General features: G+C 70.5%; 22 protein-coding genes and 1 pseudogene. 10 read left to right on the forward strand and 13 right to left on the reverse strand.

The window, feature by feature from the left end; genetic code table 11:
* Nucleotides 1–81 precede the first annotated feature (81 nt).
* Nucleotides 82–735, reverse strand: a complete 654-nt coding sequence (locus HHX41_RS33005) for a hypothetical protein (protein WP_169986696.1) — start codon at nucleotides 733–735, stop codon at nucleotides 82–84.
* A gap of 118 nt (nucleotides 736–853) precedes the next feature.
* Between HHX41_RS33005 and HHX41_RS33010 the strand changes: the two genes are divergently transcribed.
* From HHX41_RS33010 to HHX41_RS33025, 4 genes are all read left to right on the forward strand, one after another.
* A complete protein-coding gene (locus HHX41_RS33010) occupies nucleotides 854–1990 on the forward strand; it encodes a sensor histidine kinase (protein WP_182909076.1) in 1137 nt (378 codons plus the stop codon).
* A gap of 8 nt (nucleotides 1991–1998) precedes the next feature.
* Entirely contained in the window at nucleotides 1999–2667 is a 669-nt protein-coding gene (locus HHX41_RS33015; RefSeq protein WP_310742295.1) for a response regulator transcription factor, read from the forward strand.
* 25 nt (nucleotides 2668–2692) lie between these two features.
* Nucleotides 2693–3661, forward strand: coding sequence for a 2,3,4,5-tetrahydropyridine-2,6-dicarboxylate N-succinyltransferase (gene dapD, locus HHX41_RS33020; protein ID WP_169986680.1), 969 nt, complete (start codon nucleotides 2693–2695; stop codon nucleotides 3659–3661).
* A gap of 81 nt (nucleotides 3662–3742) precedes the next feature.
* Nucleotides 3743–3919 (forward strand): hypothetical protein, encoded by a 177-nt coding sequence (locus tag HHX41_RS33025; protein WP_169986612.1) that lies wholly within the window; start codon nucleotides 3743–3745, stop codon nucleotides 3917–3919.
* 71 nt (nucleotides 3920–3990) lie between these two features.
* Here the strand turns inward: HHX41_RS33025 and HHX41_RS33030 are convergent, their stop codons facing one another.
* From HHX41_RS33030 to HHX41_RS33050, 5 genes are all read right to left on the reverse strand, one after another.
* Entirely contained in the window at nucleotides 3991–5844 is a 1854-nt protein-coding gene (locus HHX41_RS33030; protein ID WP_182909077.1) for a glycoside hydrolase family 6 protein, read from the reverse strand.
* Nucleotides 5845–6039: 195 nt separating this feature from the next.
* The gene (locus HHX41_RS33035; RefSeq protein ID WP_182909078.1) at nucleotides 6040–8802 is read right to left on the reverse strand and encodes a TIR-like protein FxsC; all 2763 of its coding nucleotides are present in this window, start codon (nucleotides 8800–8802) and stop codon (nucleotides 6040–6042) included.
* A complete protein-coding gene (locus HHX41_RS33040; protein ID WP_220504633.1) occupies nucleotides 8792–9793 on the reverse strand; it encodes a MoxR family ATPase in 1002 nt (333 codons plus the stop codon). Before HHX41_RS33040 ends, HHX41_RS33035 begins: the two co-directional genes overlap by 11 nt.
* On the reverse strand, nucleotides 9793–11481 hold the full coding sequence (locus HHX41_RS33045) for a trypsin-like peptidase domain-containing protein (RefSeq protein ID WP_182909079.1): 1689 nt from the start codon (nucleotides 11479–11481) through the stop codon (nucleotides 9793–9795). The genes HHX41_RS33040 and HHX41_RS33045 overlap by 1 nt, the downstream gene beginning before the upstream one ends.
* A 23-nt stretch (nucleotides 11482–11504) precedes the next feature.
* Nucleotides 11505–11819, reverse strand: coding sequence for a CU044_2847 family protein (locus HHX41_RS33050; protein WP_310742296.1), 315 nt, complete (start codon nucleotides 11817–11819; stop codon nucleotides 11505–11507).
* A 276-nt stretch (nucleotides 11820–12095) separates the two neighbouring features.
* On the opposite strand from HHX41_RS33050, the gene HHX41_RS33055 reads away from it, so the two are divergent.
* Nucleotides 12096–13073 (forward strand): malate dehydrogenase, encoded by a 978-nt coding sequence (locus tag HHX41_RS33055; protein WP_182909081.1) that lies wholly within the window; start codon nucleotides 12096–12098, stop codon nucleotides 13071–13073.
* A 98-nt stretch (nucleotides 13074–13171) separates the two neighbouring features.
* Nucleotides 13172–14548 (forward strand): NAD(P)/FAD-dependent oxidoreductase, encoded by a 1377-nt coding sequence (locus tag HHX41_RS33060; protein ID WP_182909082.1) that lies wholly within the window; start codon nucleotides 13172–13174, stop codon nucleotides 14546–14548.
* 81 nt (nucleotides 14549–14629) lie between these two features.
* On the opposite strand, the pseudogene HHX41_RS42460 reads toward HHX41_RS33060, so the two are convergent.
* From HHX41_RS42460 to HHX41_RS33085, 5 genes and pseudogenes are all read right to left on the reverse strand, one after another.
* Nucleotides 14630–15115, reverse strand: a pseudogene (locus HHX41_RS42460) (DUF998 domain-containing protein); the annotation flags it as partial.
* Nucleotides 15116–15208: 93 nt separating this feature from the next.
* Nucleotides 15209–16891 (reverse strand): alpha-amylase family protein, encoded by a 1683-nt coding sequence (locus HHX41_RS33070; RefSeq protein WP_182909083.1) that lies wholly within the window; start codon nucleotides 16889–16891, stop codon nucleotides 15209–15211.
* A gap of 124 nt (nucleotides 16892–17015) precedes the next feature.
* Nucleotides 17016–17219, reverse strand: a complete 204-nt coding sequence (locus tag HHX41_RS33075; protein ID WP_030511616.1) for a cold-shock protein — start codon at nucleotides 17217–17219, stop codon at nucleotides 17016–17018.
* A 211-nt stretch (nucleotides 17220–17430) separates the two neighbouring features.
* Entirely contained in the window at nucleotides 17431–18354 is a 924-nt protein-coding gene (locus HHX41_RS33080; protein ID WP_169986669.1) for a phosphotransferase enzyme family protein, read from the reverse strand.
* A gap of 8 nt (nucleotides 18355–18362) precedes the next feature.
* Nucleotides 18363–19841 (reverse strand): XRE family transcriptional regulator, encoded by a 1479-nt coding sequence (locus tag HHX41_RS33085; RefSeq protein ID WP_169986667.1) that lies wholly within the window; start codon nucleotides 19839–19841, stop codon nucleotides 18363–18365.
* 241 nt (nucleotides 19842–20082) lie between these two features.
* Between HHX41_RS33085 and HHX41_RS33090 the strand changes: the two genes are divergently transcribed.
* Nucleotides 20083–20370 carry a hypothetical protein gene (locus HHX41_RS33090; protein ID WP_079315904.1) on the forward strand — a complete coding sequence of 96 codons (288 nt, stop codon included), beginning with the start codon at nucleotides 20083–20085 and terminating at the stop codon, nucleotides 20368–20370.
* Nucleotides 20371–20516: 146 nt separating this feature from the next.
* Here HHX41_RS33090 and HHX41_RS33095 read toward each other — a convergent pair whose 3' ends face one another.
* Entirely contained in the window at nucleotides 20517–21260 is a 744-nt protein-coding gene (locus HHX41_RS33095; RefSeq protein ID WP_182909084.1) for a DUF427 domain-containing protein, read from the reverse strand.
* Nucleotides 21261–21386: 126 nt separating this feature from the next.
* Here HHX41_RS33095 and cysS point away from each other — a divergent pair, with 126 nt between their 5' ends.
* Complete coding sequence (gene cysS, locus HHX41_RS33100) at nucleotides 21387–22742, forward strand: cysteine--tRNA ligase (protein ID WP_182909085.1); 1356 nt, start codon at nucleotides 21387–21389, stop codon at nucleotides 22740–22742.
* Between the two features lie 162 nt (nucleotides 22743–22904).
* Nucleotides 22905–23702, forward strand: coding sequence for a calcium-binding protein (locus HHX41_RS33105; protein WP_182909086.1), 798 nt, complete (start codon nucleotides 22905–22907; stop codon nucleotides 23700–23702).
* Between the two features lie 255 nt (nucleotides 23703–23957).
* Here the strand turns inward: HHX41_RS33105 and HHX41_RS33110 are convergent, their stop codons facing one another.
* On the reverse strand, nucleotides 23958–25067 hold the full coding sequence (locus tag HHX41_RS33110; protein WP_182909087.1) for a glycosyltransferase family 4 protein: 1110 nt from the start codon (nucleotides 25065–25067) through the stop codon (nucleotides 23958–23960).
* A gap of 162 nt (nucleotides 25068–25229) precedes the next feature.
* Here HHX41_RS33110 and HHX41_RS33115 point away from each other — a divergent pair, with 162 nt between their 5' ends.
* Nucleotides 25230–26027 (forward strand): PIG-L deacetylase family protein, encoded by a 798-nt coding sequence (locus HHX41_RS33115; RefSeq protein ID WP_169986659.1) that lies wholly within the window; start codon nucleotides 25230–25232, stop codon nucleotides 26025–26027.
* Nucleotides 26028–26048 lie beyond the last annotated feature (21 nt).

A 26048-nucleotide genomic window follows, 5' to 3' on the forward strand; every position in this document is an offset into this window, starting at 1 on the left:
CGACTCGGTGGTGCCGAGTCAACTTTCCCCGTAATCACCTCTTTCAACCTGAAACCCACTGAAACAGGGCGTTAACCCTGGTCACGCGGCGGTTGCCCAGTCCTCATCGCGCATCCGGATCATCGAGACGCCGACGATGCCGAAGACCACGAGCAGGATGACGGGGCCGCCGAGGCCCAGCACGAGGTTCCACGCGCTCGCGCCGAACAGCCAGACGAGGATGCCGACGAGCACGCCGGCCGGGAACCACCACCCGGCCCGGCCTCCCCAGGCGTACGCGACGGCCACGAGCACGAGGCCGAGGAACGACCCGATCATCCCGGGCATCTGCCAGGCGATCGTCATCGCGGGCTGCGCCGCGTCCTGCATGAGCTTCTCGGCCTGGTCCACCGGCAGCATCCGGAACGCCACGATGTCGAAGAAGTCCGAGATCATCAGTGCCGAGAAGTTGATGAGGCCGAGGACCGCGACCACGCCCGCGATGTTGGCGAGTACCACGCCCTTCTTGCGTACGAGGTGGACGAGGCCGATCACACCGGGGACCCACAGGATCCACGCGTAGTGGAGGAGCGTCGCGCTGACGCCCACGGCGCCCGGGTTGTTCGCGTACACGAGAGGGTCCTCGACCCCGGGCTCGGACGGATCGGCGGCCATGCCGAGGAGCAGGCAGAGCGGGGCGAGGACGAGGCTCGTGCCCGCCGCGACGCGGCGGAAGGAGTTCGCGTTGGTAAGCATGCGGAGGACCGTACGGATCGGTCCCCCGCGGTGTCGTCAAAGCACGTTTTGACGACCTGTCCTCCTACAGGTGGATTTGTGGAACGGTGCATTCCGGACGACCGTTACTCTCTGCGTCATGCTCCACCGCCGTCCCCCCACTCTCGTCGACTGGCTCGTCGCGGTGGCCGTGGGCCTGTTCGCGATCGCCGAGGAGATCGGCGGGCGCTCCATGGGCCCCTCCCGCGAGGATCTCCCCATCTGGATCGCCGCCGGGGTCGTCACCGCCGCCGGAGTGCTGTTCCGGCGCCGCGTCCCCTTCGCGATCCTGTGCGTCTACTCCGCCGTCAACGTCCTGCTGTTCGCCCTCGCCCCCCAGATGTCGGCGGCCTGGCAGTTCTACACCGAGCTCGTGCTGCTGTTCACCCTGCTGTCGGAGGTACGGCCGGGCAGCGTGAAGGCCGTGACCGGCCTGGTCGCGAGCGGTGCGTACGTCGTCTCCATGCTGGCGGCCTCGTCCCCGCCTGCCGGGTGGGGCGACATCGCCGTGGCGGTGGTGATGTCCGCGATCGCGGCCGGAGCCGGCCTGGCCGTGCGGCGGCACCGCGTGATCGCCGCACAGGCCGCCGAGCGCGGCGAACTGCTGGCCCGCGAGGCGGTGTCGGAGGAGCGCGCCCGCATCGCCCGCGAACTGCACGACATCGTCGCCCACAGCGTCAGCGTGATGACCATGCAGACCGGCGGCGTACGGCTCATGCTGCGCGAGGACCAGGAACGCGAGCGGCAGGTGCTCGCGTCGATCGAGGAGACGGGCCGCGGCGCGGTCGACGAGCTGCGCCGGATGCTCGGCCTGCTGCGCGGGCCGCAGGCGGACGCGGGCCCTCAGGCCGGCCTCGACCGGCTGGACGACCTGCTCGACCAGGTCAGGGCGGCGGGCCTCGAGGTGGCCCTGGAGGTGCGGGGAGACCCGGTGCCGCTGCCCGCCGGGCTCGACCTGTCGGCCTTCCGCATCGTGCAGGAGGCGCTGACCAACGCGCTCAAGCACGCTGGCCCGACCCGGGCGGCGGTCACCGTGGACTACCGCCCCGGGGAGCTGCACCTGCATGTCGTCGACCACGGCCCGCGCCAGGGCAGGACGCGGGCGCGCGCCGCCGGGCCGGAGAGCGGACACGGGCTGATCGGCATGCGGGAGCGGGCCGCGCTGTTCCACGGCACGCTCACCGCGGGACCGCTCGCCTCGGGCGGGTTCGGCGTCCGGGCGGTGCTGCCCCTGTGAGTGATGCTGTGAGTGACGCTGTGAACGTGATCGGGATCCTGATCGCCGACGACCAGGCGATGATCCGGGCCGGGCTGCGCCTGGTCATCGGCACCCAGCCGGACCTCGCCGTGCTGGGCGAGGCGTCCGACGGCCAACGCGCCGTGGAACTGGCCCGGAGCCTGCGGCCCGACGTCGTGCTGCTCGACATCGCGATGCCGCGCCTCGACGGCCTGGAGGCGGCCCGGCGGATCCTGTCCGCGCCCGAGCCGCCGCGTGTGATCATGCTGACGACCTACGACACCGACGAGAACCTCGGCCACGCCCTGCACGCCGGGGTCAGCGGTTTCCTGCTCAAGGTCTCGCCGCCCGAGCACCTGTTCGCGGCGATCCGCAGCGCCGCCCGCGGCGAGCTGCTGCTCGACCCCGCCGTCACGGGCAGGGTCGTGGACGCCTACCGCCGCGCACAACCCGCCGCGCCACCGCCGGAGACCGGACTGACGCCGCGGGAGGAGCAGGTGCTGCGCCTGGTCGCGCGGGGGCTGTCGAACGGCGAGATCGCCGGCACGCTGTCGATCAGCGAGGCGACGGTGAGCACGCACATGAACCGCCTGCTGGCCAAGCTCGGCCTGCGCGACCGCGCCCAGGCCGTCAGGTACGCCTACGAGTCGGGCGTCGTCCGCCCAGGAGACCCCTAGTCGACAGCCGGTAGCGTAGGTGCACATGACAGCTATCGACTCCACCACCTCGGGTGCGTACGGGATCGGCCTCGCCACGATCGCCGCGGACGGCACCGTGCTGGACACCTGGTTCCCCTTCCCGGCGCTGGGCGAGCCCCCGGCCGTGGGCACCGAGCCGATCGCGGGCGACGACCTCGGCGAGGGCATGGCGGACCTGGTCGGCCCCGACCCCGCCCGGGGCGTCGAGGTCGTGGCCGTGCGCACCGGCATCGCCGACCTGTCGGCCCCGCCGGCCGACGCGTACGACGTGTACCTGCGGCTGCACCTGCTGTCCCACCGCCTGGTCCGGCCGCGTTCGATCAACCTCGACGGGGTCTTCGGGCTGCTGGCCAACGTCGTGTGGACCAGCCACGGCCCGTGCAGGGTGGAGGGCTTCGAGGAGGTGCGGCTGCGCCTGCGGGCCCGGGGCCCGGTGACCGTCTACGGCGTGGACAAGTTCCCCCGGATGGTCGACTACGTGCTGCCCTCCGGCGTGCGGGTCGCCGACGCCGACCGCGTACGGCTCGGCGCCCACCTGGCGAGCGGCACCACCGTCATGCACGAGGGCTTCGTCAACTACAACGCCGGCACGCTCGGCGCCTCGATGGTGGAGGGCCGCATCTCCGCCGGGGTCGTCGTGGGCGACGGGTCGGACGTGGGCGGCGGCGCCTCGATCATGGGCACGCTGTCCGGCGGCGGCAAGGAGGTCATCTCGATCGGCGAGCGGTGCCTGCTCGGGGCCAACTCCGGCGTCGGCATCTCGCTGGGCGACGACTGCGTGGTGGAGGCCGGGCTGTACGTCACGGCGGGCACCAAGGTCACGCTGCCGGACGGGGCGGTCGTGAAGGCGAGGGAGCTGTCGGGCAAGTCGGGTCTGCTGCTGCGCCGCAACTCGACGACCGGGGCGGTCGAGGCGGTGTCACGCGACAGCAGGGGCATCGAGCTCAACGCCGCTTTGCACGCCAACGACTAGACCCTGATATGACCCTGAGTCTGCCCTGAACTTGGCCTTCGGCCCTGTGAGCGGGGGGAGTGCGGCCCGTACGGTGAAGGTATGGGACGCATTCTCCTCATCGCCGCAGCCGTCATCGTCGGGTTCTTCCTTCTCGGCTCCGTCATCGGGCTCATCTTCGGCGCGCTGAAGTGGGTTCTGATCATCGGCGCGATCGCGCTGATCGTGTCGGTCGTGCTCAAGCTCACCCGGAGCAGCAGGTCGGGTCACTACACCTGACCGGGCCGTAGACCAAAAGGGGCGGGCCCCGCCGCGGATGCGGCGGGGCCCGCTGTCACTCGCGCCTCGTGTTACGAGAGGGGCGGGTAGGCGTTCTGCATGAGCTGCTGGAACTGGGCCGAGAACCAGTGGCCCGAGACCGGGGCTCCGCCGAGAGCACCGGACATGTTGTTGCCGTTCAGCGAGTTACCCGTGTAGGTCGGGTCACACATCCGGTCGAAGCCCTTGCCCTCGTCGTTCGGGATCTGGGAGCTGGAGCCGTCGGACTCACCCGGAGGCTTGATCCAGACGTAGGCGTCGAGACCGGCGGCGGGGTTCGCCTTCGGCCGCTCACCCATACCGGCGCCGGACTGGTTGCACCAGTTGCCGGCGTGGATGCGGCGGTCGACACGGGACTGGTTGACGAACGTGTCCACGCTGGTGGACGTGCTCGGCCCGGTCGGCCGGGCCGAGCCGCCCCAGCCGTTGCGGGAGGTGTCGATCAGCATGCCCAGCGTGTTCGGGAAGCCCTTCGCCACCAGAGCGTTGCGGAGACCGACCGCGAAGGACTGCTCGTCCACGTACCAGTTCCAGTCGACCCACTTGGACTGGCGCACCGACTGGCCGTTCACCGAGGTGTTGATGGTGAAGTACGGCTCGACCGTCGCGCCGAAGTTGGCGGTGTTCACGATGAAACCGTCAATGCTCTTCACGCCGTCGGTGGTGCCGGTGGCGACCTGGTGGAAGAGGTTCACCATCGGCTGGAAGTTGTTGTCCCAGCCGAGCCAGGCGTGGTGCGCCGCGTCCACGTAGGTGTAGACGTTCTTGATCGCGTGCAGCTTGTTCAGCGCGTACTGCACACCCTGGACGTAGGCGCCCGAGGACTCGGCCTCCTGACACGCCTGGAACGCGCTCACGTTGGTGATCAGGTTCGGCAGCGAGTCGGGCTCGATGATCGTCACGATGCGGAGGTTGGAGTACTTCGAGTCCGCCATGATCCCGGCGATCACGTCGATGTACTCGGTCTTGTACCGCGCGAGACCGTTCTGCGCGATCTTCAGCTCGCCGTTGGAGGCCAGCGCCGAGCAGTCGCGGTTCGGCAGGTCGTAGATGACGACCTGGATCGTGAGAGGCGTGCTGCCGTTGGCCGCGTCCTGCTTGACCGCCTCATCGAGGTGGTCACGCAGGCCCTTGCTGTTGTTGCCGGCCGAGCCGGAGGTGATCGCGGCGATGCGGTCCAGCCAGACCGCCGTGGAGATGTTGGCCACGCGCGAACCGCCCGGCTCGGAGGCCGCGCTCGCCGACCAGTCCGGGTTCACGTACCCCGTGGCGCCGACGTACGGGTTGTCCACATGGGTCCCGGGCGGCGGCGGCGAGGTCGACGGAGAAGCCGACGGCGACACCTGCGGGGACGGGGAGACCTGCGGAGAGGGGGAAACCTGCGGGGAGGGCGAGACCGGCGGCGTCGGCGACACCGGCGCCGACGGCGACGCCGACGGCGACTGCTGGGTGCCGTTGCAGGTGACGCCGTTGATCTTGAAGCTGGTCGGCGCCGGGTTGCTGCCGCTCCAGGTCCCGTTGAAGCCGATGCTCGTCGACGCGCCGCTGGCCAGGGACTTGTTCCAGTCCATGGCGGTCACGGTCACGTTGCTGCCCGACTGGCTCCAGTTGCCCGACCAGCCCTGGCTGACCTTCTGGCCGCTGTTGGGGAAGGTGAAGGTGAGCGTCCAGTTGTTGAGCGCGTCACCCAGGTTCTGAATGGTCAGGTTGGCGGACATGCCGCCCTGCCATTCACTGGCGGTGTAGTTGACCTTGCAGGCGACCGCGGCACTCGCCGAGGTGGCGGTGGCGACGGCCGCCGTGGCGCCGAGGGCGAGCACGGCCGCCGCGACCAGGCCGCGGCGCACCGTGGAGCCCACGGCTCCCGGTCGGGGGGTGGATCTCATTGGGAAGGTCCTCCTGGCGATGATTGCTGCGCTTGGGAGCGCTCCCACGAACCATAGGCACCACCTCCGGCGCCGTACAGAGACCCGTCAAGGGCCGCGCCGCCCCGGCGGGACCGCCCGGCGTGCACCCACCGCCCCATCAGGGCATCCATCGCCGTGTTACGGGCGAAGTCGCCTGCCTGTTACTTGAAAGTTTCACTCATCCAGAGGCGAAAGGCGTGGCCACGGCCCTTCCCGCTCCTCTGGGCCCGGCTCGCGCGCGGTGTCCAGCACCCGCGCCACCTCGGTGCGGAACGCGCGCAGCGATGAGACGTGCCGCACCGCCGCACCGCGGAAAGCGGTGCGCCGCGCCTGGTCCAGCCACGACTGCAGATACGGCCGGACCCGTTGGGTCACCCGATCGTCAGGCCTCCAGACGACGATCAGATTCGTGTAACCCGAATAGGTCTCGTCCTCCCGCACCACGTTGCCGACTTCAGGGATCAGAGCCGTCCACGGGTCGACGATCAGCAGGCTCGGCTCTCCCTGCCGGGGCGGCCCGCCCGGCGCGATCGCCACGTCTCGGGCGTCCGCCAACTCCTCGATGTGCTCCGAAACTGACCGGCGGTCCCCTTCCGCCCGGAAGGGCTGCCACTCCTGGGCCGTCGTGCCGTACGAGTAGGGGCTCGGAACGTCCGGCGGCAGGTTCCCGAGGTTGGGCGCGATGACCGTCACGGGTACGGGTCCGCGGGCGGCGCGTTCGGTGAACCCGCTGGTGACGTCCTCGTATCTCGGCGCTTCGCCGATCACGACGGGGGTGGCCTCGGCCACCGCGACAATCCTGCGCGCGAGTTCGTGGATCGCGGCGTCGTAGTCCTCTCGATACCTGCGGAGCTTCATGATGCCGTAGAGACCTAGCTCCTCGTACGGCGAGCCCAGGCCGGTGGTCACTTGTTGGATACCTCGGGCGACCGGAGGGAGTTCGAGACCCTGAACGGGGACCCAGAGCGCGGGCACGATCGGCCCCGTGAGCGATTTCTCTGCCGGTCTGGCGTCTGTGAACCGCCGCCGGAACGCCGCCCACTCCCTGCCGGCCCGTTCGCTACTGAAGTAACGGGGCGAGTACAGGGGGACGAAGACCCTGCATGCCGCCAGCGCCTCCGCCGTCGACTCCGACCATCCCCCCTGCCAGGCCTCCCGGTCCAGAAAGCCGGCCTCTTCCGGCCGCACGCTCGTCATCTGCGTGATCTCCTGGCAGAGCGCCATGAAGAATCGCACGACCCACGCGTTCGGGTCGCCCTGCTCGCCGAAAGGTATCGCAGCGTAACTGAGGTAGAAGTACGGACGGGGACGTTCGCGGCGGCGCCCGGCCGCGGCCGGGCGAACAGAGCGACCTGCGACGAGGGGCCGCGCAGGGTCGGGTGCGGCCTCCGCCCCGGCTCCGTCGCCCGGCGGTCCTCCGGCGGCCGCCCCGGACGACGTCGAGACGCCCAGGTCGCCGAGGACGCCGAGGGCGTTCGGGTCGATCAAGGCGAAGGGCCGTCCCGTCATCCCGTACAACACGTCGCCGTGGCGATCCGCGGGCACCAGCGCCGGGAACGTGGTCGCGGCCGAGGCGGCCCGGCTCTCGATCTCGGCGGACAACCGGCGCAGCACGTCGACCGCGCGCCACGACTCGGAGCGCGGCACCAGCCGTTGCACGGCCCGGCGCGCCTCCTCGCTGACGAACTCGTAGCGGTCACGGGCCACCGCACGCAGGAATCCGCTCACCACGACCTCGGCGAGGACCGAGGGCGGGGAACCGGGCAGCATGCTGCGCTGGATATACCGCATGACGGGAACCGCGGGTGCGGAGACGGCGGTGTAGGCGGCCAGACGTACGGCCTCCGGTGAGGCGGTCGCCTTGAACCGACGCACGCGGTCATCGAGTGCGAGCGAGATCTCCGCGGCCAGCCGGCGGGCACCCGAACGGCGTCGTCCGGTCACGTAGGTCATCGCGGTGGGAATTCCGTCCCTTCCGGCGTCTCCCCCCGTAGCCGTCAGCCGCGCCCAGTCGGCCAGCCAGAGCGGATCCAGTTCCAGCAGGGGCACGGGCAGTCCGGCCGGTACGGTCTCCTGCTCCGATGGCCTGAACCGCAGTGCGGAGTTCGGCGGGCACGGCCGTCCGGACGTCGCCCACCCCGGCACGACGGGCATCGCGGTCCGGTGCCAGAGCCTTTCCGGCAGCGGTTGCAGAATGGCGGTCGGGGTGCGGCGTGCCCACCCGTGCAGCGCCTGCTGAGCGCGTCCCTCCCACCAGTGCGGGCCCGCGCAGTCGCTGAGCAGGAGCACGATCCTCCGGCCCGACGCGTCCGCCAGGGCCGCGGGTCCCCGGGGCGGCGCCCCGGGAGCGGTGGCGATCCGCCCCCGGAGCAGGTACCAGACGCGGACGTCGCGGAACGCACCGAGCCTCGTGAACATTTCTCTGAGTTCGCCGGCCAGCGGGCGCCAGGGCCACATCGTCGGCCCGGTGTCGATCACCAGCGCCAGGTCAAGCCAGCGTTCCGGCGTGAAGGTCATGACCGGAGCCCAGACACCCGTCTCGGCGATGCGCTCGGCCGTGGCCTCCTCGTCCAGCAGGTCCCGCCGACGCGAGGGGACCCTTCGTTTGATCGGCCGAAGCGCGCGTTGCAGGGAGAGGACATCGTTCATCAGCGGCGCGGCGGGTACGCGCACCGGCGTGCCCGCTCCCTCATGGCCGTCGCCGGCCCGCATGCGGAGCTCTGCCCGCCCATCCCGCACGAGCTGCGGCGCCGTGCGCTCCTCTGGCGGCGTCCCCTTCCCCGGGCCCAGGCCGTCCGCGCCGCCTTTCCCGCCTTCGAGGTCGCCGGGCGGTGCGTCACGGAGATGAAGCGCCAACCAGATGACCTCGGCCAGTTCCCGGGGCGAGACCGGCGCTCCCGCCTCGGCGAGGATCTCGCTGACCCGATCAGTCGTCATCCGCCGAGGACGGACTGAGGTACGGCATGATTCGTGCGGCCAGTTCCATCCGGTCCACCACCCCCTGCCTCGCCGCGTGATGGGTCAGGTAGACCGCGTGAAGCAATTGGTCCGTCGCGAGCTGCCCCTGGGTCTTCCGCGAAAGGAACAGGCCGACGATGTCCTCACTCTCGTCCGCGAGCCCTCTCAGGTGCGCGCGGATGATCTCCGCGAGCCGCTCGGGATCCGGCTCCGGCAGCTCGAGCGTGACACAGCGCCGCAGGAACGCGGGAGGAAAATCTCTTTCACCGTTGCTCGTCATCACCACGAAGGGAAACTCGCCGCAGACCACCCTGCCGCCCCGTATGGAGACCGCGTCGCCATCCGACGTCATCACCGTGCTCGCCCCCGACCCGTGCCGGGCCAGCTCGGTTATCTCGTATCGGCCCTCTTCGAACACGGTGAGCAGATCGTTGGGCAGATCGATGTCACTTTTGTCGATCTCATCGATCAGCAGCACCCTCGGATACCTCGCCGGAAGGAGCGCCGTACCGAGCGGACCGAGGCGGATGTACCTGCCCGGGTCGTCGTCGCGGGCTTCCTCCGCGCCCTTCATCGCGTAGAGGCGGGTCAGCGGGTCGTAGTGGTAAAGACCCTCGCGGAGCGTGGCCCTGCTCGTGATCGGCCAGTAGAGGACGGGTCCGAGCCCGAGTTCGCGCGCCACCGCGTAGGCGAGAGTCGACTTTCCCGTGCCGGGGCGCCCGGTCACCAGGAGAGGCCTGCGGAGATACAGCGCCGCGTTGACCTGCTCGACCGCCTCGGGGGCCGGACGGTAGCTGCGGGCCCGATGCGCGTGGGCGGGATCCTCTCCGGGTGGTTCATCCGGCCGATCCTCGGGCGGGGTTCCCTTGAACTCGCGCCATGGGGGCGCCTTCGGCAGGCGGCTGATATCGCTGTTCGCTCCGGGAACTCCCGTGTATATGTACCAGGAAGGAATAGACGGCTCAGACATCACGCTTCTTCTACGAAAATCGGGGGGTCAGGCTTTCTTTCCGGGTCGTCCCAGAGCAGGGTTATCTTCGAGCCCGGGAATTTCTGCGCCTCCAGCCGGAGATCTCGAATTCGCTCTGGCAGCTCAGCCGCATCGCCCGCCTCCACCACCGAGGCGAGGACCTTCAGCAGATGACTGCCGCGACAGGCGGAGTGGTCGTGCAGGGGGCAGTCCGTCCGGGGCCACACCATCATCGAGATGCCGGCACTCAGCGCCTTCTCCAGGATGGATGTGTTCGGCCTCGTCGCGTAGACAATCGCTCGGAGTTCCCTTCTCCGAACCAGCAAGTCGTACAGGTCCTTCGCGCTGCGCGGGTCCCGGCAGCCGATCTTCTCGTACGGCGGAACACCCCGGAACCGGTCATGCCGGGTCAGCCACTGGTCCTGCAACACGTAGTTGGAAAGCCGCACCACGTCACGCACCACCACGCGATACACGCTCATACGGACGTCCGGATTACGGCTCGCATACCACTCGTCGATCGGCTCGCTCATCAGCGACGGCGGCAGCACGAACTCGATCAGCGGATCGTGACGGCCATGCAGGACGACGGTCCTCATCAGCCCGTTGATCGCCCCCTCGACCGCTCTGCGCACCTCCTTGCGGGAGACCTCCCTGCTGGGCTCACCCGGATACGGCCTGCCGTCGATGAAGTGTGAGAACCCCAGGTGATACCCGCCCTTGGTCCTCGGATCCAGCCGTACGACGATGGAAGTGATCTGCCGCTCCGGTAGCGCCAGGGGCGGCAGGTTGCGGTGGATCCACGTCGCCAGGGCCTGCCTGACGTGATCGTCGGTCAGATGGCCGGCGACCGCGTGCAGGATCCGCACCAGCGAGTCCTTGTCCCAGAACTCCTCGGCGACGTACCGGATCGCCTCCCACGTCGACCGCAGGTCACGGGTAGGGCGCTCGTAGTCCGCCGCCACGACAAGTTCGGCCGGGGCGACGTCGGTCGTGACACCGTGGAGGATCGCGCGGAGGCTCACCCGCTGTTCCCTGGGCAGCCAGGGGAGTTCGAGGAGATCGTCGATGCCTTCCCAGTATCGGCGGATGGTGTTGATGGAGATCATCCGGCCGATACGGCTGTGGGGGTCCCGTGAGGCGTCGGTGAACATGCCGATCACCCAGCCGCGGTTCTCGTCGTAGACGGCCGCCCCGCTGAAACCCGCGCGCGGCATCTCCGTATGGCCCTTGACCGCTTCGACCTGGTGCCATTCGCCGGCCATCGGCTCAACCGATGTCAGTCCGAGACGCAGGATGCTCTCCGCCCTGCCGTGGTCGTAGGGGAACCCGTGGGCGGTCAGCTCGGCCGTGCTGTCGAGGTGTTCCGACATGGCGGCGGGCGTGAGATCGACGTCCCGTGCGAGCCTGAGCACGGCGACATCACCGGTGGCGTCACCGGCCTCCCCGGAAGCGGCCCGGGACTCCCCCGCGGCGACCTCGGCGACCTCGGCGACCTCGGCGGGCACGTCGCGCAGGTCCCGCCGGTTGGCGTGGAGGAAGCCGACACGGACCTCGGCACAGCCCTCGACGATGTGCGCGCAGGTCAGCACATGCCTGCGGTCGACGAGGAACCCCGCGCCGACGACGACATCGCCGTCCTTCGTTCTACCCTCTATCCGCGCCCGCCACGGGTTCCGCGTTCGCACTTGTCCGCTTGCCCTGTGTTGCTCTACGCGCCTGGGGCCGTCCACTTGAGCTTCACCGTCAGATGTCCCTCCAAGGCGGTCTTGGCGATGATGGCTCCGGCTTCGGCACTCATTTTCACGCCGAACTCGACCTCCACTTCGTCTGGGCCGACGACGCCGTCGGAGAACGTGCGCAACGCGGCCTGAGCGGCCCCACGGACCTGCGCGAGTGCGTCCTCGAAGCTCTGTTTGGCTTCGTAGAGGACGCGGTCACCGCGAGAGGAGGCCGGGGTCCAGCCCCCGGCCGGCCTGTCGTCCGTCTCCACGATCACGGCGCCGCCGTCGATCTCCCAGCGCACGAGTTGCTCAGTCATCGGACCTCTCATATCGACGCCCGCATGGCCGGGCTTCCGCCCCGAATGCCGCGGGAAGACCAGTAAACAAGCCAGCCGACCGGGGGAAGGAACCTTCCTTTTATCCGCGGACCAGATCACGACATCCAGTAGGCCCGATATGTGGCACCTCGGCCGGACCAGTGGCACGGCGATGTGGGACTCAACCCTGACCTGCTCACGAGGGGATACGGCCCGGCGGGTAGCATCCGTGAGTCACACAAATCGCGAATGGGGAACGTCATGACCGTCAAAGTGACCGTCACCGGCGCGGCCGGCCAGATCGGTTACGCGCTGCTCTTCCGCGTCGCCTCGGGCCAGCTCCTCGGGGCTGACACCCCGGTGAAGCTCAGCCTTCTGGAGATTCCGCAGGCCGTGAAGGCGGCCGAGGGCACCGCGATGGAGCTCGACGACTGCGCGTTCCCGCTGCTGCGCGGCATCGAGATCTCCGACGACCCGGCCAAGGCCTTCGACGGCACCAGCGTCGCGCTGCTCGTCGGCGCCCGCCCGCGCACGAAGGGCATGGAGCGCGGCGACCTCCTCGAGGCCAACGGCGGCATCTTCGGCCCGCAGGGCAAGGCCATCAACGACCACGCCGCCGACGACATCCGGGTGCTGGTCGTGGGCAACCCGGCCAACACCAACGCGCTCATCGCGCAGTCCGCGGCTCCCGACGTGCCGGCCGAGCGGTTCACCGCGATGACCAGGCTCGACCACAACCGCGCACTCTCGCAGCTCGCGGGCAAGCTGAACGTGCCGGTGGCCGAGATCAAGAAGATGACGATCTGGGGCAACCACTCCGCCACGCAGTACCCGGACCTCTTCCACGCCGAGGTCGGCGGCAAGATCGCGGCCGAGCAGGTCGAGCAGGAGTGGCTGCGCGACACCTTCATCCCGACCGTCGCCAAGCGCGGCGCCGCCATCATCGAGGCGCGCGGCGCCTCCTCGGCCGCGTCCGCGGCCAACGCGGCGATCGACCACGTGTACGACTGGGTGAACGGCACGCCCGAGGGCGACTGGACCTCGGCCGCCATCCCCTCCGACGGCTCGTACGGCGTGCCGGAGGGCCTCATCTCCTCCTTCCCCGTGGTGTCCAGGAACGGCCGCTGGGAGATCGTCCAGGGCCTGGAGATCGACGCGTTCTCGCGCGAGCGGATCGACGCCTCGGTCGGCGAGCTGGTCGAGGAGCGGGACACGGTGCGGGCGCTCGGTCTGATCTGAGAGCTGTCACGCGAGGGGCGGGCCGGGCGACCGGCCCGCCCCTCGCGTTTTCCGCGGGTTTCCCGTGCGCTACGGCTCCGTCTGGGCAGTTGACGGGCATGGACGGGATGTACGACGTGGTGGTGCTCGGCCTGGGACCGGGCGGAGAGGGCGTCGCGGGGCGGCTGGCGGAGGCCGGCCTCAGCGTCGCCGGGGTGGAGGCCCGCCTGATCGGGGGCGAATGCGCCTACTGGGGCTGCGTCCCCTCCAAGATGATGGTGCGGGCCGCGGGGCTGCTGGCCGAGGCACGGCGGGTGCCCGGCATGGCCGGCTCGGTCCGGGTGTCCCCGAAGTGGGCCCCGGTGATCGACCGGATCACCGGCGAGGCGACGGACGGCTGGAGCGACGACGCCAAGGCGGAGCAATTCGAGAGCGCGGGCGTCCACCTCGTCCGGGGCCGCGGCCGGATCACCGGGCCACGGGAGGTGACCGTGGACGGCCGGGTGCTGCGGGCCCGGCGCGGGATCGTCCTCGCCACCGGCACCAGCCCCGACGTCCCCCCGATCGACGGCCTGGAGGGCACGCCGTACTGGACGAACCGCAACGCCGTCGCGGCCCGGCAGGCGCCCGAGTCGCTGATCGTGCTGGGCGGCGGGGCGGTCGGCTGCGAACTCGCCCAGGTGTTCGCCCGGTTCGGCACGCGGGTGTCGGTCGTGGAGGCCGCCGACCGCCTGCTGCCGCAGGCGGAGCCCGAGGCGGGCGTGCTGCTGGCCCGGGTGTTCGCCGGTGAGGGCCTCGCGGCGTACACCGGTGTCGGGGCCGCGCGGGTACGGCACGACGACGACGGCTTCACACTGACGCTTGAGGACGGCCGGGCCCTCCGCGCCGCGCGTCTACTGGTCGCCACCGGCCGCAGGACCGACCTGGCCGCTATCGGCGCGGGAGAGGCCGGCCTCGACGAGAGCGCCAGGTTCGTCACCGTGGACGATCGGATGCGCGCCGCCGACGGCGTGTGGGCGGTGGGCGACGTGACCGGCCGGGGAGCCTACACGCACGTCGCCGTCTACCAGGGCAGGATCGCGGCCCGCGACATCCTCGGCGAGGGCGGTCCGGCCGCCGACTACCGGGCGGTGCCCCATGTCACGTTCACCGACCCCGAGGTGGGCTCGGTGGGCCTCACCGAGCGGGAGGCCCGGGAGGCCGGGCTCGACGTACGGGTGGGCTTCGCCCACGTCGACGAGTCGGCCCGCGGCTGGATCCACGGGGCCGGGCACGAGGGCTTCGTCAAGCTGGTGGAGGACGCGCGGCGTGGCGTGCTGGTCGGCGCCACGAGCGCCGGACCGGCCGGCGGGGAGGTGCTCGGCGCGCTGGTGGTGGCGGTGCAGAACGAGATCCCCACGACGCGGCTGCGGCACATGATGTACGCCTATCCGACCTTCCACCGGGCCATCGAGGACGCGCTCGAGACGCTCGACGGCCAGGTGCCGGGCCTGTGAGCCCGGTGCCCTCGCCGCACTGGCCGCCATCGCCACCAGCGCCGCCACCTCGGAGACGACGGTCAGCCGCTGGGTGAACCCGGCGGGCACCGTGCCGGGGTCGAGGTGCAGCATCCGGAAGGCGTACGGCAGGACCACCAGGAGCAGCGAGCCGAGCGCGACGGCGCACAGCACGCGCACCAGACGCGAGCGGGTGGCCCGGGCGACGAGCAGCCCGGCCACCGGCAGGCTGACGAAGGCCGCGAAGGCGGCATAGCGGTGGATGCCGCCGGACAGCGACAGCGACAGCCCCGGCCGGTCGGTCGGGAACCCGGCCACCAGCAGCAGGCAGGCGCCCCACACGCCCACCAGCAGCGCCGCACGCCGGTCCAGCCGCGACAGCCGTACGGCGAGGACGGCCGAGCCCAGGGCGATCGCCGTCAGTGAGACCGGCAGCAGCCACCCGTGCGGCGCGAAGGCGTACTCGCTGATCATCGCGGTGAGCGGGTCGAGCCCCGCCACCAGATGTAACGCGAACATCGCGGCGGCGCCGGCCGCCACCAGCACGTATCCCAAGACCATCCCCATGGCACTTCACTGTGGCCGCGGGGAGGGCGGCGGCCCATCGGAGATCCACCCGAGCCGCCCCTGAGGGAACCCCTAGGGAGCGTCTCGCAGATCTTAGGAGACGTCGGCGGAATCCGCGGGGGCGGTCTCGGGGGTGGACGCGCGGAACCAGCGGCAGCCGTACCGGCCCATGGGGAAGCGGGCCCGGCCGTCGCCGGAGATCTCGACCGTGCCGTCCACCAGAAGGTCGGTCAGCACCTTGGACGAGTCGAGCCCGTCCAGCGTGATCTCCACCTCCGCCTCGGTCTCACCGAGGTTGTGCACGGCCACGACCGTCTCGCCGTCGCAGTCGGCCCGGTGGGCGAACACGGCGTCCACGCCGGTGTCGAGCACCGTGTAGTCGCCCCACGCGAACTCCGGGCAGTCGCGGTAGTGCCGGATCAGCCGGGTGATCCAGGACAGCAGCGAGTCGGGGTCGCGCTCCTGCGCGCTGACGTTGACCTTCTCAGGACCGTATTCCCCTGTCGGCATGGGGATGCGCACCTTGGAGGGGTCGGCGTCGCTGAAGCCGCCGTTGCGGTGGGGGGTCCACTGCATCGGCGTGCGGACGGCCTGGCGGCCCTCCAGCTCCAGGTTCTCCCCCATGCCGATCTCCTCTCCGTAGAAGAGCACCGGGGTGCCCGGCAGGGAGAACAGCAGGCTGTAGACCATCTTGATCCGGTCCATGTCGCCGCCCAGCATGGTGGGCACGCGTCGCCGCAGGCCCCGGCCGAACAACTGCATGTCCTTGTCCGGGCCGAAGGCCGCGAAGACCTCCTCACGCTCGGCGTCGTTCAGCTTGTCGAGTGTGAGCTCGTCGTGGTTGCGGACGAAGGTCGCCCACTGCGAGTCCTTGGGCGGGGCCGGCCGCTCGCGCAGGGCGGCGGCCAGCGGACCGGCGTCCTGGCGGGCCAGCGACAGGTACGTCCGCTGCATGGTGATGAAGTCGAAGCACATGGTGATCTCGTCGCCGAGATCGTTGCCGAAGTACCGCACCAGGTCGTCGTACGGCAGGTTCACCTCGCCGAGGAGGATGGCGCTGCCGTCGCGGCGGCTGAGGAAGGCCCGCAGGCACGCGAAGAACTCGTGCGGGTCGGGCAGGTCGTCGCTGTCGGTGACCTGCTCGATGAGGAACGGCACGGCGTCCACCCGGAAGCCCGACAGGCCCAGCTCCATCCAGAAGCCGAGGATCCGGGAGATCTCGTCCTGCACCTCGTGGTTGGCGGTGTTCAGGTCGGGCTGGAACCGGTAGAACCGGTGGAAGTAGTACTGCTCGGTCTTCTCGTCGTACTCCCAGAGGCTGTCCTCCTCGTCGGGGAAGACGATGCCGCCGGGATCGTCGGGCTCCGGCTTGTCCGACCAGATGTACCAGTCCCGGTAGCGGGAGTCCCGGCTGGAACGCGCGTCCTTGAACCAGGGATGCTGGTCGGAGGTGTGGTTGACCACGAGATCGGCGATGACCCTGATGCCGCGGTCCCCGGCCACGCGCATGAACTCGACGAAGTCGCCGAGCGTGCCCAGGCGCGGGTCGACGTTGTAGAAGTCGGTGATGTCGTAGCCGTCGTCCTTGTCGGGCGTCGGGAAGAACGGCATCAGCCAGATGCACGTCACGCCCATCCGGTCCAGATGGTCGATGCGCTGGATCGCCCCTCTGAAGTCACCGATCCCGTCGCCGTTGCCGTCGGCGAACGTCTCGATGTCGAGGCAGTACACGACCGCGTTCTTCCACCACAGATCGGAGGTCATGCTCAGTCTCATGACCGTTCCCGATGCCCGGTAAAAGAACGGCAAAACATCGGGCCCGCGCCGCCGCAGCGGCGCGGGCCGACGTGGTACCGCCGGCGCGGCCGGTCACGACCGCTGTGTCACCGTGAGTCACGTCCTAGAGCGGCGTGACCTGTTCGGCCTGCGGTCCCTTGTTGCCCTGAACGGTCACGTAGCTGACTCGCTGGTTCTGGTCCAGCGTCCGGTAACCGTTCGAGGTGATCGCCGAATAATGAACGAACACGTCAGCGGTGCCGTCGTCCGGAGCGATGAAACCGAAGCCCTTTTCGGCGTTGAACCACTTGACAGTGCCTTCAGACAACTGCTTCTCCTTCTTGGAAGCCACACCATGTTCCCAGGTCGAGAGCATGAGGCTGCGTAGCGGAATCGTTGCGCGACCGCGTGAGACGCTGGACGCGCGCGCATATCCGCCGCCGGGATGACCCGGGTGCGCTTTTTACAAACCATGTTTTCAGGAATTGTCCACTGCGACACTCGCAGCCTGTCCGGAGAGTACCCACGATTACCCGGAGCTATGCCGGTGCCGCCATATACCACCGCGCGTGCCCGTCACCGCGCGTGAGCGAGTCGAGCCGCCGGGGCAGCTCCTGCCGGGAGAACGGGTCGCCGGAGGCGTTACGGATGTGGATGCCCACGGCGTACATGTCCCGCACCTCCATCAGCGTGCCGTAGCCGGGCCACAGCCGCAGGTCCGAGCCGTACGCGCGGGCGAACTCGTCCACGTCGGCCGTCGACAGGCCGAAGCGGCGCTGCCCGTGGTAGGTGTGCACCAGGTCCCACTCGCGCGGGCCGACGGCCACGCCGTCCCAGTCGCACAGCACCACGTGCCCGTCCTGGCACCGCAGCAGGTTGTCGATCCAGGCGTCGCCGTGCAGCAGCACCGGCGAGCCGGTGTCGAGGGCGCGCCAGCGCCCGGTGAGCTCCTCGATGCGGTCGCTCAGCCACGACCGCTGGCCGGCGGTGAGCACCTCGGCCCGGTGCTCCACCGCGTGCCGCACCTCCGCGAGCGGGTCGGTGAGCGTCCGCAGCCCCACCGGCGGCACCGGCTCCCGGTGCAGGCTGCGCAGCACCCGGCCGAGCTGCCGGGTCGTCGGGCGGCCGCGGGAGGGGACGTACCGCCAGAAGGTGACCGCCCGGCCGCCGTGCACGATCGGCTGGTCGGCGATCTCGTCGGCCGGCCGCACGGTCGGAAAGCCCCGGTCGGCGAGCCAGCGGGCGACCGCCACGACCACCGGCAACCGGGTCAGCGCGTCCGGCGCGGTCGCGATCCGCACCACCATCTCCCCGCGGCGCGCGTCCGCGCGCAGCTTGAAGACCGCGTTGCTGCGCAGCCTCAGGAGCTGCGCGCCCCGCGCGTCCACCCCGATCGTCGCGCAGACCTCGCGCAGGACCCTGAACGCCTCCTCGGCCAGCGGCGCCGGCTCCATCGTCCTCATGGCGGTTTTCACGCGTTCTCGGCGGCAGGGGAGTCCGTCGCGGGGAACAGCCCGCTGAGGGCGAGCGTGGGCGTCGACTCCGCCAGCACCCGCCGCAGACGCCGTACGGCGGGCAACGCGGGGTCGGCGTCCGCCAGCAGGGCCCTGGCCCGCGTGACGACGATCGAGGTGCGGTGCTCGGCGGGGACCTGCCGCAGCGCGTCCGCGGCGATCCGGCAGGCCTCCTCGTGGTCGCCGTTCCTGGCCAGGTGGCTCGCCTGGTCGAGCAGGATCAGCGCCGGGTCGATGGTCTGGAAGCCCGGAGGGAACCCGTCGATGCCCTGCACCTGCTGGGCGTCCCCCAGCTCGATCAGCGTGCCGGTGCGGTAGAACTTCATCCGCTTTTCCGTGAAGACGAAGGCCAGGTCGTCCTGGCTCATGCCGCGCATGCGGGCGAAGATCTGCTCCGCCTCGGCGAGCGCGATCCTGGCGGCCTTGCCGTCCCCCATCCTGGCGAGCGCGCGGGCCTCGGCCGCCGCCGCCAGCGCCGCGGGCGAGCTGGGCGCGGAGCCGGCCAGCATCCGCGCCTCGCGGGCCAGCCGTACGGTCTCGTTCAGGTCGCCGTAGTAGTACAGGAGCATGGTCTGCTGGGCCCGCACCAGCGCCCGCAGCCGCAGGTCGCCCACGTCGTCGGAGGCGGCGCGGGCGGTGCCGTACCACGCGTGGGCCTGGCGGGTGTCGCCCAGCTTCATCAGCGCGTCGGCGGCGAGCAGCGTGAGCATCGTGGTCGCGGTGAGCAGGCGGCGCTGCACCGACGACGGCTGGCGGGCGGAGCTCAGCCGGCGCACGTCGGAGATCTCCAGCATGACCCGGCAGAGCATCGGCGTCGGCGGGGTCGTCATGTACTCCCTGCGGTAGCGCAACACCTGCTCGTCCAGCCGGTCGAGCTGGTCCTCGTTCACCGTGCCCGTGGCCAGCGTGCGGTCGAGGTCGTGGCGCAGGCCCTCGACCTCCGCGAAGAACCGGCCGTTGGGCGTGCCCATCAGCATCGCCTGGTGGAACAGCGCCCGGCGCTCCGCGTCGTCGGGGGCCGGGTCCTCGGCCCGGGACTGCTCGCCGGCCTGGCCGGGCCCGACCACGACGATCTTCTGTCCGCCCGCGTCCTCGCAGTAGTCGGCGGCCAGGCCGAGCCGTACGGCGTTGGCCCGGTAGAGCCGGGCCAGCAGGTCGATGGTCTGGGGACGCGGACGGGCCCGGTTGTTCTCCCAGGCGTTCAGCAGGTCGATGCTCGCCCGCGGGTGACCGAGGCTCTGCTGCTCACACAGGTGCTCCAGCTCCTCGATGGCCTGCCGGGCCGACCACCCGCGGCCGAGCCGGTGGGCCTTCAGCAGGCTGACGCCGCAGCACCCGTGGATCGCCTGGACGGTCTGCCAGAGCGTCCACTGTCGTACCTGTGCCTGTTCGCGCCAGCGACGCGCGCAAGCGGGTGAGTGCTCTCCGCGGGCCATGTGCACGCCCTCCACTGGTGAAGCGGTCCCCGTTTACGGTTGTTTCCCCACGGTAAACGCGCAGGCACACAACCTCCCGCGACTGTTATGCCTTCGTGTTCGTGAACCCGTGTGTGTTCCACGGAATCCCGGTGAGTTCCCTGGTTATTGCACGGTTTCGAGGAATCCGCACGATTGCCGGTAGGTCGTTGCGGGTTCACCCTTTCCGGTGATAGGTCCTGACGTTCCCCGGAGGCTGAGGATGACGACGGTAGACCGCAGCGAGGCGATGGACCACCTGGAGCGGCTCGCCGCCCAGCTCGAGGCCCACTCCTTCCAGGTGCGCCTGACGGCGCCGGCCGGTCTCTATCCGCGACTGCGTGTCATCAATCCCATGGAGCCCACGATGGCCGAGGACGTGCTGGCGTCCAACGCCAGCGACGGCGAGTGGTGGTACTGGCTGTCGTGGGCCGGCCGGATCGGGCACGCCTCCGATGTGGTCACCGCCGCCGAGCGCATCGCCAGCGTCCTCCACGTCATCCGCCGCTGACGCGGGCCCCGGCGTGCGCCGCGCGCTTGACGAAGGTCCCCAGGAACAAGGACCTCCCACGAGAGGTGGACCTCGGCCGATGACGCCTCACCGTCGGCGAGATCCGGTGCGCGTTCGACCTGCACGGCTGACCGGCACGGCGAGGGTCAGGCGAACTTCGACTTCGGGCGGTCCTGGAGGACGCCGTCGACGTACACGTCCACCTTCTCGTCGTAGAAGGCGACCAGTCCGCCGATCTTCTGCGACTCCGGGAGCGGAGTGGGATACGACCAGACCAGGTCCCTGCCCGACTCGTCCTCGCCGACCGACCAGTACACCGCGCGGCCCTTGTACGGGCAGTGGGTCACGGTCTCGGACGGGCGCAGCAGGTCGAGCCGCACATCGGTCTTGGGCAGGTAGTAGCGCGGCGGCAGGCCGGTCTCGAACAGGATGCGCGGGCTGCGCGAGTCGGCGACGGTGACGCCGTTCACCTCCACCCGGACGTGGCGCGAGCTGGCCAGGACGTCCACCCGGGTGTACGGGTCGCGGGCGTGGACGAAGACCTCCTCGTCCTCCTCGAACCAGTTGTCCATCGCGTTCCAGTCGAAGCGGACGTGGCCCCGGATCTCCTCCAGCGGGGCGTCGTCCCCGTACACGAGGGCCGCGCCGGGCCGGCCGGCCACGTCGTGGACCACCGCGTCTCCCCTGCTGGGCGAGTGCCGCGTCTCTCCGGCGGCCTTCAACTCCTCCACACGGACGTCGTCCGCCGGGAAGTAGTACGTCGGGTAGTAGGGGACCTCCCAGACCAGCAGGGCCCGGGTGGTGTCGGCCACCGCGCGGCCCTCGACGTAGACACGTACGCGCTTGGCCGTCGTCTCCACCCGGACGCGGCCCCGTTTCGTCGGCTCCATGCCTGCGCCAACCAAGGGGCGGATCGTCCTTATTCCCCGGCCTCACAATCGCCATTTCCGGGTGTGCGGGCCCGGGTCGGCCCGCGCTATCGACAGCGAGCGAACAGGTCGCTTACCCTCGGCTAGGTGGGTCTTCGCCTTTACGATACGCATCGCCGCGCCGTCCGCGATTTCGTCCCTCGAATTCCCGGAATGGTGTCGATTTATCTCTGCGGTCCCACCGTCGTCGTGCCGCCCCATGTGGGACAGCTCAGATCGCAGGTCAATTTCGACATTCTGCACCGCTGGCTGAAATTCAGCGGATATGAGGTCCTGCTCTGCCGGAACGTCACCGACATCGAGGACAAGATAATTCACAGGTCCATCGCCGAGGGGGTCCCCTGGTGGCGGATCACCGGTCCCGTCCACCGGGCCTTCGTCCGTACGTACACCGCTCTGGGATGCCTTCCGCCCAGCGTGGAGCCGCGGGCGACGGGACACATCCCCGAGATGATCGAGATGGTCGAGCAGCTCGTCGCGTCCGGGCACGCCTACGAGTCCGACGGCGACGTGTATTTCTCGGTCGGCTCCTACCCGAACTACGGGTCCCTTTCCCGGCAGCAGGCCGAGCGCCTGCGGGCGGCCGAGGAAAACGAGCGGGGAAAACGGGACCCGCGCGATTTCGCACTGTGGAAGAGCGCGAAGTCCGGTGAGCCGGTGTGGAGCTCACCCTGGGGCGAGGGGCGCCCGGGGTGGCATCTGGAATGTTCCGCGATGGCCCGCAGGTATCTGGGCGCGGAATTCGACATCCACGGCGGAGGAGCCAATCTCATATTTCCGCACCACGAGAACGAGATGGCGCAGTCGCGGGCCGCCGGGGATTCCTTCGCGCGTTTCTGGCTGCACAACGGCCCGGTCACGCACCGGGGCGAGAAGATACGCAAACACCCGCGCAACCCGCTGGCCGTCCCGGCCCTGCTCGACCGCGTACGGCCGGTCGAACTCCGCTATTACCTGGCGGCGGCCCATTACCGGTCGCCGATGGAATTCAGCCCGGACGCCCTGGACGAGGCGGCGGCGGCCTACCGGCGCGTCGAGAGGTTCGTGCTGCGGGTGGGCGCCGACGCCGCCGCACCCCTTCCCCAGCAGTTCAGCGAGGCGATGGACAACGACCTGAACGTGTCGCAGGCCCTGGCGGCCGTCCACGGCGAGGTGGCCGAGGGCAACGCCGCGCTGACCGCCGGGGATCGCGAACGGGCGGCCGGCAAATGCCGGTCGGTCCGGGCCATGCTGAATGTCCTCGGCCTCGATCCGCTCAGCGATACCTGGCATCGGGAAACGCATCTGCAGGAGGTCGCGGGGGCCGTACTCCGGGTGGTCCGTAATCTCGCCGCCGCCAGCGCCCGGCAGGGAGATCACGAACACGCGCGGATCATGGAGCAGCACATTGAGATGGCGCTCGCCAAACGACGCCAAATCGAGCACCCCGCGCTTATCAGATAGATCTTGATGGCCCGGCCGGCGGGTGAGCGCTCACATCCCGGCCGGGCCCGGCCCTCGCGGCTTGGACCGTTCCCTTTCCCCTCGTGCCGTCTATTGACCCGTCTCACGATGCGTACAACCCTGGGGCTCACTTTGCCCCGGTTCGTGTGAAGGGACTCTCCGATGACCAACCATCTGTTCGCACGCCGACGTCTGCTCGTGGCGCCGGCGGCCGTGCTGGCGCTCGCTTTTCCCCCGGCCGGCGCCGCGGCGGCCGAGCCCGCCTACGCCGGCACGTGCACGGTCTCCCAGACGACGCTCGTCTACACGGCGACGCCGGGGGTGGCCAACGAGGTGACCGTCCAGGCGCCCGGGCTCACCGGCTACTCCCTGGCGGTCCGGGACGAGGCGGGCCCGATCAAGGGCTGCAGCCCCGATCCCCGCGACGGCGAGGCCGTCCTGGTGGGCAACGTGATCAAGAAGATCAAGGTCGTGACCGGCGATGGGGACGACGTCGTCGTCATCGCGGCGGACATAAACGTCCCCCTGCCCACCGTGGTGTACGGCGGCGCCGGCGACGACGAGCTCAGGGGCGGGCGCGGCAGGGACGACCTGCGCGGGGGCACGGGCGACGACGACCTGCGCGGCGGGGACGGCAACGACCGCCTCCGCGGCGAGGCCGGCGACGACGTGTTGCGCGGCGGAAACAACGACGACACCCTCGACGGCGGCAAGGGCGCCGACGACGTACGCGGCGACGCCGGAAACGACGAGGTCGACGGCGGCCCCGGAGACGACGAACTGCGCGGGGGCACGGGCGACGACGAGCTCAACGGCGGCGCCGGCGACGACGACCTGAGCGGCAACGCCGGCAACGACGAGCTGAACGGGGGCAGCGGCGGCGACGACCTCGACGGCGGGGCCGGCACCGACGACTGCAACGGCGGCCCCGGCGCGGACAGGACCACGGCCTGCGAGTAGCTCCCACGGCCGCCTGCGACGCACGGGTGACCGAGAAGCGCACGTTACAAGAACAAGAACTGACGTCCGGAGGATAATTCTGGCCAATTCGTGGGAATCATGACGGCACCAGCTGACGGACACCGCCGAAAGGAGGGCCCCGATGAAGAAGGTGCAGATCGTGCCGCGACCGCGGCCACCGAGAACTCCCGCCCCGATCGACCTGCGCACCCCCTCGGGAAGGGTCCTCCCTTACTAGACGGCCGGTGGCCCGGGTCAGCTCCCGGCCAGCTCGTAGCAGCGGGCGAAGCCCTCCAGCACGGCGGGCCAGGAGCACCGGACCGGCTCGGTCTCCCGGTTGTGCTCGGCGATCGACTGACGCAGGCCGGGGTCCCGGGCCAGCCGTACGACCGAGGCGACGAGGTCGTCGAACGTGCGGCCCAGCAGGCCCTCCTTGCCCGGCCTGACGAAGTCGGCCACGCCGCTCTGCGCCCGCGCAACGACCGGCACGCCGGCCGCGCGGGCCTCCAGCGCGGCCAGCCCGAACGACTCGCGCGGCGCCGGGGCCACGAACACGTCGGCCTCGGCCAGCAAATCCTTGATCTGCTCCCGGCTGTACCTGCCGGGGAGTGACACCCACCCCATCCGGCGCGCCCGCAGGTAGCGCTCCATGCGCCCGCGGGCCGGGCCGTCGCCCACGATCGTCGCGCGCATCGCGACGTTCCCCGGCACCCTGTCGCGCGCCGTCTCCAGCAGCTTGAGCAGGCGCAACGGCTGCTTGCGCGGCGCCAGCCTGCCCACCGCCACCACATGCACCGTCTCGTTCACCGTGTCGTCCCCGGCGGCCCGTACGGGGCCGGGCTCGGGCCGCCACGAGGTCACGTCCAGCCCGTTGGAGACGACCTGCACCGGCACGCGCGGCCCGGCCACGGCGCGGATGGGGCGCGCGGCGGCCTCGCTCACAGCGGTGAGGACCAGGCCCCAGCGCCGCCACTCGAAGGCCGCCTGCAGCGCCCGGTACACGCCCCGGGTGACCGGATCCCACATGCTGTGCACGGTCGCGACCACCGGGAGGCCGGCCCGGACCGCCGCGCGCACCCCCATCCACGCGAACGGCGAGACCGCCCCCGTGTGGACGTGCACCACGTCGAACCGCCCGCTCGTCATGAGCCGGAGCAGGTGGGCCGTGCCCCGCGGATGGACCGGCAGGTCGAACGGGAGATTCGCGACCACGCGGTGCACGCCGGGCAGCCGCTCCCCCGGCGTCGCCGTCACCACCTCGACCGTGTGGCCCGCCTCGCGCTGGGCCCTGACGAGGTCGGCGACCTGCACCTCGATTCCCCCGAGCCGCGGCAGGTAGCAGTCGCTGACGTGAAGAATCCTCACCGGGTCAGCCTGGCAGAGTGCGCCACGCCCATCAAACCGCTCGCGGGGAGGGCGGCGCGGCCCGGGCCGGACCACGTGGGATCATGTCGGGAACCGGCCGCCACGGCAGCCGCGGTGGCGCAGACGAGTGGAGCACGCGATGACGACGTTCCGTGGGGCGCGATGAGGACGGCGGTGTTCTTCCACGCCCATCCCGACGACGAGGCGCTGCTGACCGCCGGGACCATGGCCATGCTGGCGAACGAGGGGCACCGCGTGGTGCTCGTCGTCGCCACGGCGGGCGAGCGCGGCCTCGCCGATCTTCCCCACGGCGAGGAACTGGGCAGAGCCCGGATGGAGGAACTGCACCGCTCGGCCGCGGCCCTGGGCTGCGCCCGGGTCGTGCTGCTCGGCTACGGCGACTCCGGCCTGGCGATCGACGGCGGCGTGGCCGACGACCGGCCGGACAACGCGTTCATCGACGCCGACATCGAGGAGGCGGCCCAGCGGCTGGCCTCGGTGCTCAAGGAGGAGACGGCCGACCTGCTCACGATCTACGACCCGGCGGGCGGCTACGGCCACCCCGACCACGTGCAGGTCTACCGGGTGGGCGGCCGGGCCGCCGAGATCGCCGGGACGCCCATCGTGCTGGAGGCGACGGTCGACCGCGACCTGCTGCTCAAGGGCGTACGGCTGGCCTCCCGGTTCTACCCGGCGATCGACGTGCGGAGCTTCGAACGGGCCTACTCGCCCCGGGACGCGATCACCCACCGGGTGAACGTACGCGGACACGCCAAGGCCAAGCGGGCGGCGATGGCGGCCCACGCCAGCCAGGCCACCGGCGGCGACGGCGACCGCACGCTGGGCGCGATGCTGAAGATCCCCGGATTCGCCTACCGCTACGTCTTCGGCACCGAGTGGTACGTGCGCCGCGGCCTGCCCCGGGGTACCCGCCTGCGGCACCCCTTCGACAACCCCTAGGGGTGGTGATCCTCCGTCAGG

The organism is Microbispora sp. H13382 (genome assembly GCF_014161445.1).
Taxonomy (GTDB): Bacteria; Actinomycetota; Actinomycetes; order Streptosporangiales; family Streptosporangiaceae; genus Microbispora.